This is a genomic window from Blautia sp. MSK.18.38 (assembly GCF_024460535.1).
GTDB lineage: Bacteria > Bacillota > Clostridia > Lachnospirales > Lachnospiraceae > Blautia_A > Blautia_A fusiformis.
In genome coordinates, this window is record NZ_JANFYP010000014.1 from 49,570 (window position 1) to 64,075 (window position 14,506).

Sequence of the window (14,506 nt, forward strand, 5' to 3'; positions counted from 1 at the left end):
GTCACTTTTCCCTCACAGAAGTCATTATATCACATTCCCCCAAAATTACACCTTTTTTTCAATAGCTTTTATTTGCGTCTGTTTCTCTTCTATGCTATTATTATAACGACTTTAACCAATTAAATGAATCAAGATGATACCCCTGCGGGATCATAAATATCTGCTTGACCTGTAAGGAAACAGATTCCTTATATTTATCAATAGATCATGAATCATAAAAAGGAGCCTAATCTCTATGAGAAATTTTGAATATTTTACCCCTACCCGGGTTATTTTCGGAAAAGATACACACCTTAAGATCGGCACTGTTCTAAAAGAGCAGAACTGCAGCAAAGTACTGATCCATTATGGCAGCCACAGTGCAGTAAGCTCCGGTCTGATTGATGAGATCCGATCTTCTCTGGATGAAGCTGGAATTTCCTATGTCACTCTTGGCGGTGTGGTTCCCAATCCCCGTCTCTCCAAGGTACGTGAGGGTATTGAGCTTTGCCGCAAAGAACAGGTTGATTTTCTTTTGGCTGTTGGCGGTGGCAGCGTTATTGATTCCTGCAAGGCCATCGGCTATGGACTTGCCAATCCGGATACAGATGTATGGAACTTTTTTCTCCGCACCGAAACCCCAAAAGCCTGTCTTCCTGTAGGCGTTATCCTGACGATCGCAGCTTCCGGAAGTGAAATGAGCGGATCCTGTGTGATCACCAATGAAGAGGGCTGGCTGAAACGGAGTAGTGCCCGCAACGATCTGTGCCGCCCACGTTTTGCTATTTTAAATCCCCGCCTCACCTATACCCTGCCGCAATATCAGACCGAAAGCGGCTGTGTGGATATCCTGATGCATACTATGGAACGGTACTTTGTAAATATCGAAACCATGGAGATCACCGACAGTATCAGCGAATCTCTGATGCAGACCGTGATCTATAACTCCCGGATCCTGATGAAGGAGACGGATAATTATACTGCACGGGCAGAGATCATGTGGGCCGGCAGTCTTTCCCACAATGGACTTACCGGCTGCGGAACCGGCGGTGGTGACTGGGCCTGTCACCAGCTGGAGCATGAACTGGGCGGCACCTACGATGTGGCTCACGGAGCCGGTCTTGCCGCTTTGTGGGGAAGCTGGGCACGTTACGTTTATGATGCAAATCCGGAACGCTTTGCCCAGTTTGCAGTCAATATCTTTGACATTCCCTGCAGTACCGACTTCAACAAAACTGCTCTTGCCGGCATAGAAGCCATGGAAGATTATTTCCGTTCCATCCAGATGCCTACCAGCCTTCATGAGCTTGGTCTTGATCTTACAGAAAAGGAGATCCATGATCTGGCGTTTAAATGCAGCTTTGAAGACACCCGTACCATCGGTGTGTTCAAACAGCTTAACATGAAAGATATGGAAAAAATCTATCTTGCTGCCAGATAAATCTGTAGCCATAATATTGCAGATGTTTTTTTGAAAATCAGATTTTTCAGAAAAACATCTGCTTTTTTTATTTTTTCCTTGCATTCTCTACATAAATGTGTTAAAGTAACAAAGTACTCAAAAGAGACATGCCCAGATAGCTCAGTTGGTAGAGCAGAGGACTGAAAATCCTCGTGTCGCTGGTTCGATTCCGGCTCTGGGCATTATTTTTTTACTCTGATCGCAGAATAGCCTCTGCTGGTCAGAGTTTTTTTATACAAAAAACTGCTGCAAATCCCTTGTGGAATCTACAGCAGTCTTTTTCTGATCACTGAAGCAAATATACTTCTGTATAAAACACGCCCTTCTGCTCTGCTTCGGAGTGTGTTGCCACATATACATCAATGCAATTGGTCCGGATCGCTCCTCCACAGTCCTCTGCAACATAAACCTGTCCATTGATCACTACTTTGGAACCGTATGGGATCTGACTCGGATCCACTGCGATCGTACGGTTGGTAGTGGCCGTTACTCCTGTGGAAGTAATTCCATTCGCCCATGGTCCGCAGCAGATGCTGCACGGACAATAATGCGTGATCCGGAATGTTCCCAGTGGTTTCAGTGTCGCGTCCGAAGATACTGATACCGGCGTTCCGATCTGTACGCCAGCTGCGGTACTTCCGGAACCACCTGTGGAAGTTACACCATCCACCGCATCCGCAAAAACGCCCTCCCCGGAACTCTTAGTAAGGGATCCTGCTTTTGTATTCTTTTCCTGCTCTGCCTTGGCCACTTCCGTAGCCTGATAACCTTCCAGACAGCTGGTCGGAATATAGCCGACGTGATCTGAACCACTGTCATCTGTGTAAACGATCCTGCTCCAGATAGCATCTACCGTACCTGTTCTTTTCAGCTCATCATCCTGAAGGACCTCTCCTACAACCTCTCCGTCCTTCTTGCCGGGATAATCCAGGATATCACTGTCCTGTGCCGCTGTAACTGTATCTGTAAATTTATTTACGATCTCCGTATCACTGAGCACGCTGTCCGAAACATAACCGATGATCTTGTCCTCACCTTTCTTTTGGAAGGTCACCTTGCTCCAGCCATTGTCACAGACTGCAACTCTTTCAAGCTTCGTTCCCAGGATCACAGAACGCAGCTCTGTACCACTGTCTCCCGGATTGGACCGGATTTCCGTATTTTTCGCTGTAACATAAAGCGTATCACTCTTCGCCAAAACATTTACTGTATTTCCCGCCCCATCATCGATCTGAAACTGCTGAGGTGTTTTTTTCTCCTTTGTATATGTATCCAGTGTTGCTTCATATCCCAGTACCTCTGCTGATACTGATGCAGGGAAAAGCATAGAAGCACATAAAATAACTGCCAGAAGCTTTTTTCGCATGAAATCTTGCCTCCTTTCTTCCGGCATTCTACGGTTTGTCCCGACTATCATAGCATATCAGATCATATTTTGCAATTTCACAGGACAGTCTTCAGAAATTTTTAACAAAAAGATCATATTTTTTAACTGGTCAAATCTATCCGTAACGGATACAATACTTATATGAATATAAAACACAAGAAACCAACCCTTACTAAAAAACAGCGCCACAGACTCCGTGTACAGCAGGTGCGAAGGCAGAAGATCTTTCTGACATGTCTTTTTCTGCTGATCGTGGGCTGTATCCTTCTGCGTTTTTCCAAATTTTCCGGCAGGCAGGAGGAAGCCCATCAGATCAATGCAGCCTGTGAAGCTTATCGCGATGAGGTTTCCAGCGAAGCCGCACAATATGATATGTCCGACTATGTAGACCTGATTCTGGCTGTGATGATGCAGGAAAGCTCCGGGCAGGGTACTGATCCCATGCAGTCTTCAGAAGGAGCCTACAACACCAGATATCCGCAGCAGCCCAATGGTATCACAGATCCTTCTTACTCTATTTCCTGTGGCATCCAGGAGCTGAAATATGCTCTGGATAAAGCCGGCTGTACCGGTCCGACTGATCTTTCCAAGATCCGTCTGGCTCTGCAGGCATACAATTTCGGAGCCGATTCCTATTTTGCTTATCTGGAAGAAAACGGTCAGACTGTGTGGACGGCCCAAAGTGCTCAGGCCTTTGCTCAGATGGCAAGCGGCAACACACAACGTGATGAAGATGATCCCCTTCATGATCCTGCCGGTCCATGGGACTATGGTGACCAATACTATCCGGATCATGTTTTGCGCTATTACCACTTAGACAATAACTCATAAACCACCGAAATATTGTCATATACAAGTTCTATTTCAGATGTCTGGAATAAACTTTATATGTTGTATATAATTTCAAAAAAATTCCAAAAAACATTTGACAGAATATAAAATCTATGCTAATATATGTCTTGTCGCTGAGGGAAATACGTGAAGCGATAATGCATATGCGATAGTGGCGTAGTTGGTAACGCGCGACCTTGCCAAGGTCGAGACCGCGGGTTCGAGCCCCGTCTATCGCTCTTCAGAACTCTGAGTTTTTCAGAGTTCTTTTTTTATTTTTAAAACTATCCTTTTTCGATCAAAAAGTCCCGGGTCTGATCTCTTTTTTCCAGAAATCCAGATTCGGGACTTTATATTTTTTATCTTTTATTTCAACTGCATATCATGGCCAAGGCATGCATCTTTTAGTGGTGGAAAAGGCGGATTCCTGTAAATGCCATCACCATTCCATACTTATTACATGTATCGATAACTGCGTCATCACGTACAGATCCACCCGGCTCTGCAATATATTTTACACCGCTCTTATATGCGCGCTCGATATTATCACTGAACGGGAAGAATGCATCGGATCCCAGTGTCACGCCGGTAAGACCATCCAGCCATGCTCTCTTCTCTTCTTTTGTGAACACTTCAGGCTTCTCTGTGAATGTCTTTTCCCATGCACCATCTGCAAGGACATCCATATATTCCTCACCAATGTAAACATCAATGGCATTATCTCTCTCCGCACGTGTGATCGTGTCTTTAAACGGAAGCTCCAGTACCTTCGGGCACTGACGGAGGTACCAGTTATCTGCCTTCTGGCCTGCAAGGCGTGTACAATGTACACGGGACTGCTGTCCTGCACCAACGCCGATAGCCTGTCCGTCCTTAACAAAGCATACGGAATTGGACTGTGTATATTTCAGGATGATCAGAGAAACCTTCATATCTCTCTTGGCTTCTTCCGTAAGCTCTTTATTCTCTGTTACAATATTGGAGATCAGCGCATCATCAATTGCCAGCTCCTGGCGGCCCTGCTCAAAAGTGACTCCAAATACCTGTTTGTGCTCCAAAGGTTCCGGAACATAGTTTTCATCGATCTGGATCACATTGTAATTGCCTTTTTTCTTCTGCTTCAGAATTTCAAGAGCCTCCTCTGTATATCCAGGTGCGATCACACCATCAGAAACCTCTCTCTTGATCAGCATCGCGGTATCTTTGTCGCAGACATCAGAAAGAGAAATGAAATCACCAAATGATGACATACGATCTGCACCTCTTGCTCTTGCATACGCACATGCAAGCGGGGAAAAATTCTTCCAGTCCATATCATCTACCCAGTAGATCTTTGCCAGTGTCTCATTCAGCGGAAGTCCGATGGAAGCACCTGCCGGAGATACATGCTTAAATGAAGTTGCTGCCGGAAGTCCGGTTGCTTTCTTAAGGTCACGTACCAGCTGCCAGCCATTAAAGGCATCCAGGAAGTTGATGTATCCTGGTCTTCCGGAGAGTACCTGGATCGGAAGCTCACTTCCATCTGCCATATAGATCTTTGATGGTTTCTGATTTGGGTTACATCCGTATTTTAACTGTAATTCTTTCATGAAAAAGCTCCTCCGTTCTCTGTGATATCCCTATTTTCTTATTTATTCTTGTTTACGATCCTGGATTCATAATTTCCTGTCTCAATGTCAATAAAGCGAACAAAGAGAGAAACTTTATTATCCTGGTTCAGGCTCTTCCAGAGGAGATCCGCAAACTCATCAATATCGTTTGGGATCTCTACCAGCTTCGGCTCTCCCTCGAAACTTGGAAGTGGATTTCCATCGCATTTATAAGTATGGATAAAACGTCCCTGCCCTGCTGCCGCATTCTCATAGGCGAATGTATAACGAAGACAGGAATCCGGATTTCCGTTATTGCTCTTTAAAATAGACATCGCATAATTGAATTTACCGTTTTCAACATGAAGAACGCCTGAAATACGAGGTGTATAGTTCGGCGCATCCGGCTCAAACTCTCTGCTGCGGAGAGACTGTTCAAAGGTGAGCTGTCTGTCCATTCCCTCATAGATCGTATCTGTCTGATCACCGTTTGTTACGATGGTCTTATTTCCAAGGACACGTACCGGTGCATAAATGATCAGGCTCGGGTCTGTAAGCTTGGATGGATCAAAAGCCTGTGTACGGATTCCTTCCCCATCCTCAACAAAAATACGGTTTCTGCTGTTCTCGCTTCTTCCCATAATAAAATATGCAGTAACTGCATGTTTCCCGTCAGCGGAACGTCCGATCACAATTCCTCTTCCCGGATAGGAATTTTCTTTCAGTTCTTTTTCAAGTGAAAATGTCGTCATTTTTCACAGTCCTCCTTGTCTAATGTAAGGCCCGGGGCTTATCCCAGGATATGAACGGTAACAAAAAACCGCCTGGACACCCCCTTATCAGGCTGCCCAGGCGGTCGGCTTCTCACTTCACTGCACTCCCTGTAGGTAATCCTACTTTCCGCCAGTCATGCAGCTTCTGCTGTTATACTACAATACTTCTTCTTAATTTTCAAGCCCCTATTTTCAGAAATTATTTTTCCAGACTTCTTGTTGCTCACAAAATAAACAATAACACTTTATTTCCCCTGTAATGCATAATCTGTCTGGATCTGTGCTGCAATGTCTGATTTCATCTGGATCCATGCATCGGGATTTTCCACGTAATACTTCGGACAGTCTTTACCTGTGACATCATAATGACGGATCACCTGATCCGAAGTCAGTCCAAAGCGTGTACAAAGCCACGCTGTCAGCTTTACCGCCGAATCATAGGTTGCTGTATTAAACTGCCCTGTTTCATCCGGATGGCAGCATTCAATGGATATGGTATCTACATTTCTGGAATTTGTGGCATAGGATATTTCCGAAGTGGGAATACATTGTACCACTTCTCCCTCCAACCCTATCACAAAATGACTGCTGACTTTGTTGTCCTGCGTTGTCGCAAGATTTTCAAAATAATTCCGATTGGATACGGCAGTAGATCCCGGATTGGCCGTATAATGAATGGCTATATAATTTACCTGTTCGATAGAAATCTGTGGTCTAGAATAGGAATTCGGTGTCAGAAGCTCCACATCAATAAAAGGTGCTCCTTCTGCCTGCCATTGTTCCGGTCCGCCATTTCCGCTGGCATTCCCGGATATTTCTTCCTGTCCGGACTGAATTTTACTCTGTTCCATGCGCATCTCAAAAAATGCGTATCCTAACGCACACGCAGCAAAAGCAACGATCACAATGATACATATCAGCACAATCCTCTGCAGGATCTTGATCGGGTTCTTTTTTCTCAAAGACTTCTTTTTTCTTCTGGAAGACCCGGAGGAAGTTTTCTTTACGGAAACAGGCCGCCCGCTATGGGACGGCCTGGGTGACTTTTTACCGGTCTTACCTTTTTTTCCTTTATTATTCATCTACACTGTAGTTTGGAGCCTCTTTTGTGATGTGGATGTCATGTGGATGTGACTCTTTAAGAGATGCAGCTGAAATCTTGATGAATCTGCCTGTTGTCTTCAGCTTCTCAATGTTCTCTGCTCCACAGTAACCCATACCGGATCTTAAACCACCGATCAGCTGGAATACGGTATCCTCAACATGTCCTTTATACGCAACACGACCCTCAACACCCTCCGGCACAAGCTTCTTTGCATTCTCCTGGAAATAACGATCCTTGCTGCCATTCTCCATAGCTGCGATAGATCCCATTCCACGATATACTTTATATTTTCTTCCCTGATAAAGTTCGAATGTTCCCGGGCTCTCATCGCATCCTGCGAACATGCTTCCCATCATGCAGACATTGGCACCTGCTGCGATGGCCTTGGTGATATCTCCGGAATATTTGATACCGCCGTCTGCAATGATCGGGATTCCGTAGCTGTTAGCCACTTCATAACAATCCATAACTGCAGTAACCTGCGGAACACCAATACCTGCAACAACACGTGTTGTACAGATAGATCCCGGTCCGATACCAACTTTGACTGCATCTACTCCAGCCTCGATCAGAGCCTTGGTAGCTTCGCCTGTTGCAACATTACCTGCGATTACCTGAAGCTCCGGATATGTTGCCTTGATCTCGCGGACTGCTTTTAAAATGTTTTCTGAATGACCATGTGCAGAATCAATTACGATCACATCTACATTAGCCTTCACAAGCGCATCAACACGTGCAAGCACATTTGCTGTGATGCCAACCGCAGCACCACAGAGAAGTCTTCCCTGTGCATCCTTGGCTGCAAGCGGATACTTGATCTGTTTCTCGATATCCTTGATGGTAATGAGTCCTTTTAAATTAAAGTCATCATCTACAATGGGTAATTTCTCCTTACGGGATTTCGCAAGGATCTTCTTGGCATCCTCAAGTGTGATTCCTTCCTTAGCTGTGATCAGTCCTTCTGAAGTCATGCACTCCTTGATCTTTCTGCTGAAATCTGTCTCAAATTTAAGATCACGGTTTGTGATAATACCTACCAGTTTTCTGCCTTCTGTGATCGGAACACCGGAAATACGGTATTTCGCCATCAGATCATTGGCATCCTTCAGTGTATGCTCTGCTGAAAGATAAAATGGATCGGTGATAACACCGTTCTCAGAACGTTTAACTTTGTCAACCTCTTCTGCCTGTGCCTCAATGGACATATTCTTGTGAATGATACCGATACCACCCTGTCTGGCCATAGCAATTGCCATTCTGTGCTCTGTAACTGTGTCCATTCCCGCACTCATCATGGGGATATTCAGCTTTACTTTCTTGGTTAAATACGTTGAAACATCAACCTGATTCGGAATTACTTTAGAATAAGCCGGAACCAGCAGGACATCATCAAACGTAATGCCTTCACCAATAATAGTACCCATTGCATTTCCTCCCTTTGTGTAAGATATTTTAAATTTGTGAACTAGTGTAACAAAAAACAAGATTCATGTCAATCCAAAAAAACTTTACTCGGTGCAGAATTTTTCATGGTATTGGCAAGTTCATCATCCAGCTCCAGGATCACCTTGCAGGTTTCTCCGCTGTCTCTTACGATCATGGCATAGCGCTTATGATCCTCAATACCTGAAGAAAAGTCTATGGTTTTCATCTTCTGATTTCCGTTGTAATAATCCATTCTGTGGGATTTCAGAGGTGCCACAAGATCAGCCTCCGCAAGCTGAAGTGATTTTACTCTTTTCCTCTTTGACTTGGACATGATCATATCAATATCCAGTTCCCCGTTAACAAACAGATATTCATATTCCAGGTCTGTTTTCGGAATTACAAAATAGCATGCAACACCAAGAGCGATAGCCGGAACCAGAAGAAGTGCATTCAGCACCAGACCTCCCAGAACCATGATCACGGTCAGTGCAATAAGACCGTATTTTATAGCAAGATCCTTCCCTGTCTGTTTCTTCTTTACCAGAAGTTCTGAATATAAGTCACTCATTTGCTTCTTCCTTTCGTAATTTACTGATTTCTTTTGATTATAACACAAAAAGAGAGCCGCGTCCATGACGCAGGCCCTCTCATTTTGTAAATTATTTACCTGCCTGCTTGAAATTACATCATTCCCATTCCCGGGTTTGGTGCCGGAGCAGGAGTATCCTCTTTGATCGTAGAAACTACAGCCTCTGTTGTAAGAAGTGTAGATGCAACACTTGTTGCGTTCTGAAGTGCACTTCTTGTAACCTTTGCAGGATCAAGGATTCCATTCTCAACCATGTTTACATATTTCTCATTCAGAGCATCAAAGCCTGTACCTACCTCAGACTCTCTTACCTTGTTGATGATAACAGCGCCTTCCAGTCCTGCGTTTGCAGCAATGTGGAACAACGGAGCCTCAAGGGCTTTCAGGATCACATAAGCACCTGTCTTCTCATCTCCCTCAAGTGTTGCTGCAAGTTTTGCAACCTCTTTGGAAGCATGGATATAAGCAGAGCCGCCGCCTGCGATGATACCTTCCTCAACAGCTGCTCTTGTTGCTGCAAGAGCATCCTCAAGACGAAGCTTTGCTTCCTTCATCTCTGTCTCAGTAGCAGCACCTACACGGATAACAGCTACGCCGCCTGCCAGTTTTGCAAGTCTTTCCTGAAGTTTTTCTTTATCAAACTCGGATTTTGTCTCCTCGATCTGCGCACGGATCTGAGCAACACGTTTTGCGATAGCATCTTTATCGCCAAGGCCGTCAACGATAACTGTATTCTCTTTTGCAACCTTAACGGATTTTGCACGTCCGAGCTGCTCCATTTTAGCTTCCTTCAGATCAAGACCGAGCTCGTCAGAGATCACCTGTCCGCCTGTCAGGATCGCAATATCCTGAAGCATCTCTTTTCTTCTGTCACCATAGCCAGGTGCTTTAACAGCTACTACCTGGAAGGTTCCTCTCAGTTTGTTAACGATCAGGGTTGTGAGAGCCTCACCCTCAACATCTTCTGCAATAATGAGAAGCTTTGCACCAGCCTGAACAACCTGCTCAAGAAGCGGAAGGATCTCCTGGATGTTGCTGATCTTCTTATCTGTGATCAGAATATACGGATCATCAAGAGTTGCCTCCATCTTCTCCATATCTGTAGACATGTATGCGGAAATATATCCACGGTCAAACTGCATACCTTCAACAAGGTCAAGCTCTGTATGCATGGTCTTGGACTCCTCAACAGTGATAACACCATCCTTGGAAACCTTCTCCATAGCGTCTGCAACCAACTGTCCAACCTGCTCATCACTTGCAGAGATTGCGGCTACATTAGCGATCTGAGCTTTTCCGTTGATTGCCTGGCTCATGTTCTTGATTGCTTCTACTGCAACATCTGTTGCTTTTTTCATTCCTTTTCTGAGGATGATCGGGTTCGCTCCTGCTGCCAGGTTCTTCATTCCCTCATGTACCATTGCCTGTGCAAGTACAGTCGCTGTTGTAGTACCATCACCAGCTACATCGTTTGTCTTGGATGCAACCTCTTTGATGATCTGAGCACCCATATTCTCGAATCCGTCCTCAAGCTCGATCTCTTTTGCAATGGAAACACCATCGTTTGTGATAAGCGGAGCACCGAAAGATTTGTCAAGTACTACATTTCTTCCTTTCGGTCCAAGTGTTACTCTTACTGTATCTGCAAGTTTATTTACACCAGCTTCAAGTGCTGCTCTTGCTTCTGCGCCGTATTTGATCTCTTTTGCCATGATAAAATGACCTCCTATTTATATTGATATACGATAAGATGTTTATATTATTTAATGATTGCCAGGATATCTTCCTGCTTTACAATAATATAATCCGTTCCATCCATCTTTACTTCTGTTCCTGCATATTTGGAATAGATAACAGTATTTCCGACTTCTACTTCCATTTTTACTTCTTTCCCGTTTACAACTCCGCCAGGTCCAACTGCAATAACCTCTGCCTGCTGTGGTTTCTCCTGTGCCTGTCCCGGAAGCACAATTCCGGATGCTGTTGTCTCTTCTGCTTCAACCTGTTTTAATACTACTCTGTCGCCTAAAGGTACTAACTTCATGATCTATGTTCCTCCTTTATAAGTTCCGTCTTCGTCTGCTAGCACTCGCTTTATACGAGTGCTAATCACTATGGCTATATTAGTGAATTTCACATATTTTCGCAACCCTTTTAAGATATGGTTTTTCTATATTATTCTGGTTTTATCTCTTTTATACTCTTGTTTTCTCTTGTTTTCTTAATTTCATTATTTATTTTGATTTTATGAAACAGACAAAAAAGAGACTCCCACGCTAGCGGGAAGTCTCTTTTGTCACGTTCTTTATCTTATATCAAGCATCTGACAGTGCTGATCACATTATGCCTTCTTGCTTCTCTGTGCTTTTATCTCTTCAAGCTCATCAAAGATCACTTCATTAAGAACTTTAATGTAAGTTCCCTTCATACCGGATGAACGGGATTCGATCACACCTGCACTCTCGAATTTACGCAGTGCATTTACGATCACGGATCTGGTGATACCTACACGGTCAGCGATCTTGCTGGCAACCAGGATACCCTCATCCCCATCCAGCTCATCAAAAATATGGATGATCGCCTCAAGTTCTGAGAAGGACAGTGTACTGAATGCCGATTTAACGATCTGCTGTTTTCTGTCTTCTTCTGCGTTCTCGTCATGAACCGCACGCATCATTTCCAGGCCAACAACTGTTGTACCATACTCGCTGACGATAATATCCTCAATATCATAGGGATGATCATTGCGGTACATGAATAACGTTCCCAGTCTCTCACCTGCAATATCGATCGGATTCACGATTCCCTGATAATTTCCGGGTACATGCTCAAAGCCAAGTGTCTGGAGATTGACATTCTCCTTTGTGGAAAGAACACCAAGAAATCTCTCATTCAATAACGGGTCGATATGTCCGCCGATTTTGTCATCGATCAGCTCTGTGATCTCATCCACACCCGGGCAGATACTGACTCCCAGAACCTTACCTTTCTTACTGAGTACCAGGATATTGGAACTTAAGGTTTCCATGAGCACCTGGCAAATGTCGTTAAACACTACCTTGCTTGAGCTGCTGTTATGCAGAAGCTTATTGATTTTTCTAGTTTTATCTAGCAACTGAACGCTCATTTTTCCTCCTTTCACTTTCGTACCTTGAAAGAAATCGTTTTTCTAGTCTAATATTACACGTTATTCTGGAAATTTACAAGACATTTTTATATTTTTTTTATTTTTAACGGGATTTTCTGAAAATTAATAGAAAAGCATTTATTCAATCAATCTTCATCTTTTGGTTTTTGTTCCACATATCCGCAGGTTTCCTGGCTGCAAACCAGCTTATTTCCCTTTTCGAGCATATAATTACCACATTTCGGACATTTCTTTGCAGAAGGTTTCTGCCAGGACATAAAATCACATTCCGGATTATTCTCACATCCGTAATATTTTCTGCCTTTTTTCGTTTTTTTCATGACAATTTCGCCGCCGCACTTCGGACATGCAACACCGATCTTCTCATAATATGGTTTTGTATTACGGCAGTCCGGAAATCCGGGGCATGCAAGAAATCTTCCATGAGGACCGTACTTGATCACCATGTTGCGGCCACAGTTGTCACAGATCACATCCGTAACCTCATCCTGTATATCAACTTTCTCAAGCTCTTTCTCAGCCTCATCCACATCATGCTTCAGATCCGGATAGAAGTTACGTACAACCGTTTTCCACTGTACGGTACCTGCTTCCACGCAGTCCAAAAGCCCCTCCATAGTTGCTGTAAAGTTTACATCCACAATACTTGGAAAAGCCTGTTTCATAATATTATTAACAACCTCTCCAAGCTCTGTGACGTAAAGATTTTTCTGTTCCTTGGATACATAGCGTCTGCTGATGATCGTTGTGATGGTCGGCGCATACGTACTTGGACGTCCGATTCCAAGCTCTTCCATAGTCTTTACAAGTGAAGCCTCTGTGTAATGTGCCGGCGGCTGTGTAAAATGCTGCTCCGGCTTCAGTTCTTTCAGCTTCAGCTCCATACCCTTTTCCAGACTTTGACTTAAAACATTGCCCTTTTTGTCATCGCCCTCTTCTGTGTACACAGACATAAAGCCATCAAAGGCAACCTTGGATGCTGCAACCGTGAACACATACTCACCTGCTCCGATCTTGACAGACGTGGTCTCATAACGTGCCGGTGCCATTCTGCTCGCCGCAAAACGTCTCCAGATCAGCTGATATAAACGGAACTGATCCCTGGTCAGAGATTCCTTCACCAGAACTGGTGTCCTCGCAATATCTGTAGGACGGATCGCCTCATGAGCATCCTGTATCTTCTGTCCGTTTTTGATCGCCTTCTCTGTCTGAGAAACATAATCCAAACCATACTGCTCAGAAATATAAGTTCTTGCTGCTGCATCTGCTTCCTCTGAAATTCGAGTGGAATCTGTACGCAGATAGGAGATCAGACCTACCGTACCACTGCCTTTTACATCCACACCTTCATATAACTGCTGTGCCAGGCGCATAGTCTTCTGCGTAGAAAAATTCAGTGTCTTGGCAGCTTCCTGCTGCAGAGTACTTGTGGTAAACGGAAGGGGAGCGTTTTTGATCCTCTCACCTTTTTTTACTTCTGTGATCTCATATTTACAGTCTTCCAGACTTTTCAGAATCTCATCCATTTCCTGACGGTTTCTGATCGGAAGTTTTTTATCTGTTCCATAGAACTTGGCTGTCAACGGTTTCTTCTCACCCTTTACCTGAAATTCACCCTCCAGGCTCCAGTATTCTTCAGGAATGAATGCATTGATCTCATCTTCTCTGTCACAGATGATACGCAGTGCCACAGACTGTACACGGCCTGCACTTAAGCCTCTTTTTACCTTGGCCCAGAGCAGCGGACTGATGGTATAACCTACCATACGATCCAGCATACGCCTGGCCTGCTGTGCATCTACTAGATTCATGTCCAGTTCCCTGGCCTGCTTGATGGACGCCTTAACTGCTGTTTTTGTTACTTCATTAAATGTGATCCTGTGCATCTTTGCAGTATCTGTCTTCAAAGCCTGCATCAGATGCCAGGAAATTGCTTCTCCCTCACGGTCAGGGTCAGTTGCAAGATAGATCTTATCTGCTTTTTTTGCTTCTTTACGAAGTTTTGCAAGAAGCTCACCTTTTCCCCGTATTGTAATATACTTCGGTTCAAAATCATTGTCCACGTCAATACCAAACTGGCTCTTGGGAAAATCCCTCACATGACCGTTGGACGCTTCTACTGTATAATTTGCCCCCAGAAATTTCTTTACTGTCTTCATTTTAGCAGGTGACTCTACTATCACCAGATTTTTGGCCATTTTACCTCTCCTAATCT

Annotated in this window: 12 protein-coding genes, 2 tRNA genes and 1 riboswitch; of the genes, 4 read left to right on the forward strand and 10 right to left on the reverse strand. The window is 44.2% G+C overall.

The genetic code is table 11. From position 1 onward, the window contains the following. Nucleotides 1–235: 235 nt before the first annotated feature. Both NE638_RS10150 and NE638_RS10155 read left to right on the forward strand, forming a co-directional pair. Complete coding sequence (locus NE638_RS10150; protein WP_015524359.1) at nucleotides 236–1,420, forward strand: iron-containing alcohol dehydrogenase; 1,185 nt, start codon at nucleotides 236–238, stop codon at nucleotides 1,418–1,420. Between the two features lie 130 nt (nucleotides 1,421–1,550). Further along, nucleotides 1,551–1,623: transfer RNA gene (locus NE638_RS10155), tRNA-Phe, on the forward strand. Nucleotides 1,624–1,727: 104 nt separating this feature from the next. On the opposite strand, the gene NE638_RS10160 is transcribed toward NE638_RS10155, so the two are convergent. Continuing rightward, nucleotides 1,728–2,807: a 3D domain-containing protein gene (locus tag NE638_RS10160; protein WP_092071426.1), complete on the reverse strand. Its 1,080-nt coding sequence runs from the start codon at nucleotides 2,805–2,807 to the stop codon at nucleotides 1,728–1,730. 162 nt (nucleotides 2,808–2,969) lie between these two features. Here NE638_RS10160 and NE638_RS10165 point away from each other — a divergent pair, with 162 nt between their 5' ends. After that, nucleotides 2,970–3,659 (forward strand): lysozyme family protein, encoded by a 690-nt coding sequence (locus tag NE638_RS10165; protein WP_144093867.1) that lies wholly within the window; start codon nucleotides 2,970–2,972, stop codon nucleotides 3,657–3,659. Between the two features lie 166 nt (nucleotides 3,660–3,825). Further along, nucleotides 3,826–3,898 (forward strand) — tRNA-Gly (locus NE638_RS10170). 165 nt (nucleotides 3,899–4,063) lie between these two features. Here the strand turns inward: NE638_RS10170 and NE638_RS10175 are convergent. The 9 genes from NE638_RS10175 to topA all read right to left on the reverse strand — a co-directional run bounded on the left by NE638_RS10175 (nucleotide 4,064) and on the right by topA (nucleotide 14,489). Further along, nucleotides 4,064–5,248, reverse strand: coding sequence for a phosphoribosylaminoimidazolecarboxamide formyltransferase (locus NE638_RS10175; protein WP_015524356.1), 1,185 nt, complete (start codon nucleotides 5,246–5,248; stop codon nucleotides 4,064–4,066). Between the two features lie 38 nt (nucleotides 5,249–5,286). Next, nucleotides 5,287–6,000, reverse strand: coding sequence for an IMP cyclohydrolase (locus tag NE638_RS10180; RefSeq protein ID WP_118609036.1), 714 nt, complete (start codon nucleotides 5,998–6,000; stop codon nucleotides 5,287–5,289). Between the two features lie 87 nt (nucleotides 6,001–6,087). Continuing rightward, nucleotides 6,088–6,169, reverse strand: a riboswitch (ZMP/ZTP riboswitch). Nucleotides 6,170–6,266: 97 nt separating this feature from the next. Further along, nucleotides 6,267–6,983 carry a peptidoglycan recognition protein family protein gene (locus tag NE638_RS10185; RefSeq protein WP_244094831.1) on the reverse strand — a complete coding sequence of 239 codons (717 nt, stop codon included), beginning with the start codon at nucleotides 6,981–6,983 and terminating at the stop codon, nucleotides 6,267–6,269. 112 nt (nucleotides 6,984–7,095) lie between these two features. After that, nucleotides 7,096–8,550 carry an IMP dehydrogenase gene (guaB, locus tag NE638_RS10190; protein ID WP_015524354.1) on the reverse strand — a complete coding sequence of 485 codons (1,455 nt, stop codon included), beginning with the start codon at nucleotides 8,548–8,550 and terminating at the stop codon, nucleotides 7,096–7,098. Between the two features lie 68 nt (nucleotides 8,551–8,618). Then, nucleotides 8,619–9,122 (reverse strand): DUF6106 family protein, encoded by a 504-nt coding sequence (locus NE638_RS10195; protein WP_015524353.1) that lies wholly within the window; start codon nucleotides 9,120–9,122, stop codon nucleotides 8,619–8,621. A gap of 113 nt (nucleotides 9,123–9,235) precedes the next feature. Further along, a complete protein-coding gene (gene groL, locus NE638_RS10200) occupies nucleotides 9,236–10,855 on the reverse strand; it encodes a chaperonin GroEL (protein ID WP_022426640.1) in 1,620 nt (539 codons plus the stop codon). A gap of 47 nt (nucleotides 10,856–10,902) precedes the next feature. Further along, nucleotides 10,903–11,187 (reverse strand): co-chaperone GroES, encoded by a 285-nt coding sequence (gene groES / locus NE638_RS10205; protein ID WP_015524351.1) that lies wholly within the window; start codon nucleotides 11,185–11,187, stop codon nucleotides 10,903–10,905. A 297-nt stretch (nucleotides 11,188–11,484) separates the two neighbouring features. Beyond that, nucleotides 11,485–12,270 (reverse strand): GTP-sensing pleiotropic transcriptional regulator CodY, encoded by a 786-nt coding sequence (codY, locus tag NE638_RS10210; RefSeq protein ID WP_015524350.1) that lies wholly within the window; start codon nucleotides 12,268–12,270, stop codon nucleotides 11,485–11,487. Between the two features lie 146 nt (nucleotides 12,271–12,416). Next, nucleotides 12,417–14,489: a type I DNA topoisomerase gene (gene topA / locus NE638_RS10215; protein ID WP_021651815.1), complete on the reverse strand. Its 2,073-nt coding sequence runs from the start codon at nucleotides 14,487–14,489 to the stop codon at nucleotides 12,417–12,419. Nucleotides 14,490–14,506: the final 17 nt, after the last annotated feature.